Annotated in this window: 3 protein-coding genes; all 3 read left to right on the top strand. The window is 66.7% G+C overall.

Annotated features, from left to right (window positions below; genetic code table 11):
* Positions 1-137: 137 nt before the first annotated feature.
* Positions 138-689 (top strand): fimbrial protein, encoded by a 552-nt coding sequence (locus tag JYJ84_RS30285; protein WP_122947331.1) that lies wholly within the window; start codon positions 138-140, stop codon positions 687-689.
* Between the two features lie 112 nt (positions 690-801).
* Positions 802-1,542, top strand: coding sequence for a molecular chaperone (locus tag JYJ84_RS30280; protein WP_122947332.1), 741 nt, complete (start codon positions 802-804; stop codon positions 1,540-1,542).
* A 194-nt stretch (positions 1,543-1,736) separates the two neighbouring features.
* A partial coding sequence (locus JYJ84_RS30275) for a fimbria/pilus outer membrane usher protein (protein ID WP_205189866.1) occupies positions 1,737-4,028 on the top strand: 2,292 nt, incomplete at its 3' end.

The raw sequence follows: 4,028 nt of genomic DNA, 5'->3' as shown, positions 1-4,028 counted from the left end.
CGAAATACCCAATCATTAGCACCAGTCAAATTACAAAATACTTACATAGATCGCATAATTTCATCCGAAACGCGCCATTCTGAGATTTAAATTCAACGAGCGCTTTCGAAAACCGAAGTTTATTTGGAGATTTAAATATGCGAATCATCAAGCGCAGCGCAATCCCGTTCCTGCTCGTCGCCGCCGGCGCGGCCTTTTCGTCCGCGGCCCACGCCGCCGACGGCACCATCAACTTCCGCGGCAACGTCATCGCGTCGACGTGCAGCGTCGACAGCGGTCCGGATCTCTCCGTCCCGCTGCCGCCCGTCAGCACCAGTTCGCTCGCCGATGTCGGTTCCGTCGCCGGTCGAAGCGGGTTCTCGCTTGCGCTGTCGGGCTGCACGGTCGGAGACAACAACCCGGTGAAGGTCGGCGTCGTGTTCGAGAACGGCTCGAACGTCGATCAATCGAGCGGCCGACTGACGATCGATTCGGGTGCCAAGGCCGCCGAGGGCGTCCAGATCAACGTGCTGGATTCGCAGCAGAAGCACATCCCCATCGGCGCGCAAACCGGCGAAAGCACCCAGTTGGTCGATATCGATGCCGACGGCAAGGCAAAGCTGAACTACTTCGCCGAGTACTACGCCTCGGGTGCCGTGAAGGCCGGCGACGTCGCTTCGCGTGTCGAGTACTCGCTGATCTATCAGTAAGGACACGCGTGTGGAGATCGCTGTCCCGGCGATCTCTACCCGTCACGCCACGCGACGCGGAACCCGCCGTTTCCGCCCGCTTCCCGTCCCATCGATCCGAGTCCACACGCCCATGAAACTGTTGAAGCTCTTCCGTACGCTGACCCTCGCCGTCGCCGCATTCGCGTCGCAGGCCGACGCGAGCGTCGTGATCGCCGGCACACGCGTGATCTTCCCGTCGAGCGAGCGCGAAGTCACGATCCAGCTCACGAACGACAGCAAGCGTCCGGCGCTGGTACAGGCATGGCTCGACGATGGCGACAGCCGCGCGTTGCCGGAGAACATCGACGTGCCGTTCACGCTGACGCCGTCGATCTTCCGGATGGAAGCCGGCAACGGCCAGACGCTGCGTCTCGTGCACACCGGCGAACCGCTTCCCGCCGACCGGGAATCGCTGTTCTGGCTGAACGTGCTCGAAGTGCCGCCGAAGGCATCCGCGGCCGAGAGTCGCAATCGCATCCAGCTGGCGTTCCGCTCGCGCATCAAGATCATGTATCGCCCGACCGGACTGGCCGGCAACGTGGACGACGCACCCATGCAGCTCGACTGGCGCGTGGTTCGCGCCGACGGCGGCTATGCGCTCGAGGCCAGCAATCCGACGCCGTTCGTCGTCAATTTCGGCAACGTGCTGCTGAAGTCCGGTGGGCGCCAGCATGACGCCGGCATGGGCTACGTGCTGCCCCGCAGCACGCAACGATTCCCGCTCAAGGATCTCGCCGGTACGCCCGCCGCCGGTGCAACCGTCGAGTTCGGCAGCATCAACGACTGGGGCCGGGCAACCGACATCGAACGTCCGGTCAGCGTCGAACCGTAACGCGACCGAGGCCGGCAGCGCATCGCTACGGTGCGCGCCGAGCGCTCTCCCTCTTTTCGTCCGACGTCGCTCCAGCCGTTCAGACCGACACGGAAACCCCTGATTTGCCATTCGCCGCCGCGCGGTGTGCATGCCTGCGCGCCTGCGCCGGCGAAACACGCCCGCACGACCCGAACCTTTCTGGAGTATTGCGCATGACCCCGACCCGACTGCCGCGCCGCGGCGCGGCCGACGTGCCGCGCGTCAAGCCCATCCATCTGTTGGTGGCGGCCTGCGTCGCCGCGTGGTCCGTCGATGGCCGCGCAACGACGCAGGCCGCCGCCGAAAGCACGCTCGCGCACATCGAGTTCGACGGTGCGTTCCTGCAGAATCGCCTGGGCAAGCACGTCGACGTGTCGCGCTTCGCCCAACGCAACGTGACGGCCCCCGGTGTGTACACCACCGACATCCATGTCGGTCCCGACTGGATCGGCCGCTACGACGTGCGCTTCGTGGCCGCGCCGGATTCGGGCGACGCCCGGCCGTGCTTCGACCGCGCGCTGCTCGAGCGCGTCGGCGTCGATTTCGGCAAGCTCGCGCCGGATGTCGTCGCGCAGCTTGGCGACGACGGCGCCTGCCAGCGACTCGAGCAAGTCGTGCCGGGCGCCAGCGCGGCATTCGACTTCGAGCGGCAGACACTGCGGCTGTCGATCCCGCAGGCGTCGCTCGTGCGCAAGGCGCGCGGCTACGTGAGCCCCGATCAATGGACCTCCGGCGAAACCGTCGGCCTGCTCGGCTACAACTTCAATCTCTACACGTCGAAGGCCAGCGGCCACACCGCGCAGACGCAAGGCTATCTCGGCCTGAACGGCGGCGTGAACCTCGGCAACTGGCGCTTTCGCCACGAAGGCTCCTATTCGTGGTCGTCGCGCGGCGAGCGCCGCTACCAGGACATCGCGACCTATCTCCAGCGCGACTTGCCGTCGCTGTCGTCGCAACTCGTCATCGGCGAAAGCTACACGTCGGGCGAACTGTTCGACTCGACGCAGTTCCGCGGCGTGCGCCTGTCGACCGATGACCGGATGCTGCCCGACTCGCTGCGCGGCTATGCGCCCGTGGTGCGCGGCATCGCGAACAGCAACGCGAAGGTGACGATCCGCCAGAACGACGTGACGATCTACGAGACGACGGTCGCGCCCGGCAATTTTGAAATCGACGACCTCTATCCGACCGGATACGGTGGCGACCTGCAGGTGTCGATCGCCGAAGCCGACGGCTCCGTGCATTCGTTCTCGGTGCCCTACGCCGCCGTGCCGATGTCGCTGCGGCCGGGCATCGGCCGCTACAGCTTCGTCGCGGGCACGCTGCGCAATCCCCACGGATCGAGCCAGCCGCTGTTCACGCAGGCCACCTACCAGCGCGGCCTGACCAACCTGCTGACGGCCTATGGCGGCGTCACGCTCGCAGGCGGCTACGCGTCGGCGATGCTGGGCGGCGCGTTCAACACGTCGTTCGGCGCGTTCGGCGCGGACGTCACGCATGCGCTGACCGCGATCCCCGGCGCGAAGCGCTACAGCGGTTCGAGCGTGCGCGTCAGCTACGCGAAGTCGGTCGACGCGACCGGCACCGATATCGCACTCGCCGCATATCGTTATTCGACGGACGGCTATTTCGGCCTCAACGATGCGATGCAGGCGCGCGACGCCGCACGCGACGGCCGCTCGGCCCAGTCGGTCTGGCGTCAGCGCCATCGCGCATCGCTGGCGCTCACGCAGCGCCTCGGCACGACCGGCGGGCGCATCAATGCGACGGCATCGGCCGTCAACTACTGGAATCGTCCGGGCTCGGACGTCAACTATTCGGTGGGCTACACGAACCAGTTCCGCAACCTGTCCTACAGCCTGACGGCCACGCGGCAGCGCAGTGCCGGTGGCGACATGGGCACGCTCTACTACGCCAGCGTCACGATCCCGTTCGGCCGAGAGCGCCCGATGACCGTCTCGGGCAACGTGTCGCGCGACACGCTCGGCCGCACCCGGTTGCAGTCGACGTTGTCCGGATCGCTCGGCGACGACCACGCGCTGTCGTACAGCGTCAGCGCGAACCACGCGTCCGGATCGAACTCGGCCACGGACGGCAGCGCCAACGTCACGTACCGCACGCGCCTGGCGGAAGTCAACGCCAGCGCGGGCGCGAGCACGGACTTCCAGCAGGGCTCGCTCGGCGTGCGCGGCGCGCTGGTCGCGCATCGCGGCGGCATCACGTTCTCGCAGCCGGTATCCGAGACGTTCGCGATCGTCGAGGCGCCCGGCGCAGCCGGCGCGCGCGTCACGAACGCGGCGGGGGTCAAGGTCGACGGCAACGGCTACGCGGTCGTGCCGTACCTGACGCCATACAGCCTCAACACGGTCGCACTCGATCCGAAGGGCATCCCGATGGACGTCGAGCTGAAGGAAACCAGCCGGCAGATCGCGCCGCGTGCCGGCGCGGTGCCGCTCATCCGGTTT

Origin of the sequence: Burkholderia sp. LMG 13014 (assembly GCF_905232215.1) — a bacterium.
Taxonomy (GTDB): domain Bacteria; phylum Pseudomonadota; class Gammaproteobacteria; order Burkholderiales; family Burkholderiaceae; genus Burkholderia.
The sequence above is the reverse complement of the archived record's forward strand: the minus strand, read 5'-3'. Positions and strand labels throughout refer to the sequence as shown.

Bases quoted from the DNA above. Each gene is read 5' to 3' on its own strand.
- JYJ84_RS30280 (WP_122947332.1), top strand. From the start codon at position 802: ATGAAACTGTTGAAGCTCTTCCGTACGCTGACCCTCGCCGTCGCCGCA.
- JYJ84_RS30285 (WP_122947331.1), top strand. From the start codon at position 138: ATGCGAATCATCAAGCGCAGCGCAATCCCGTTCCTGCTCGTCGCCGCC.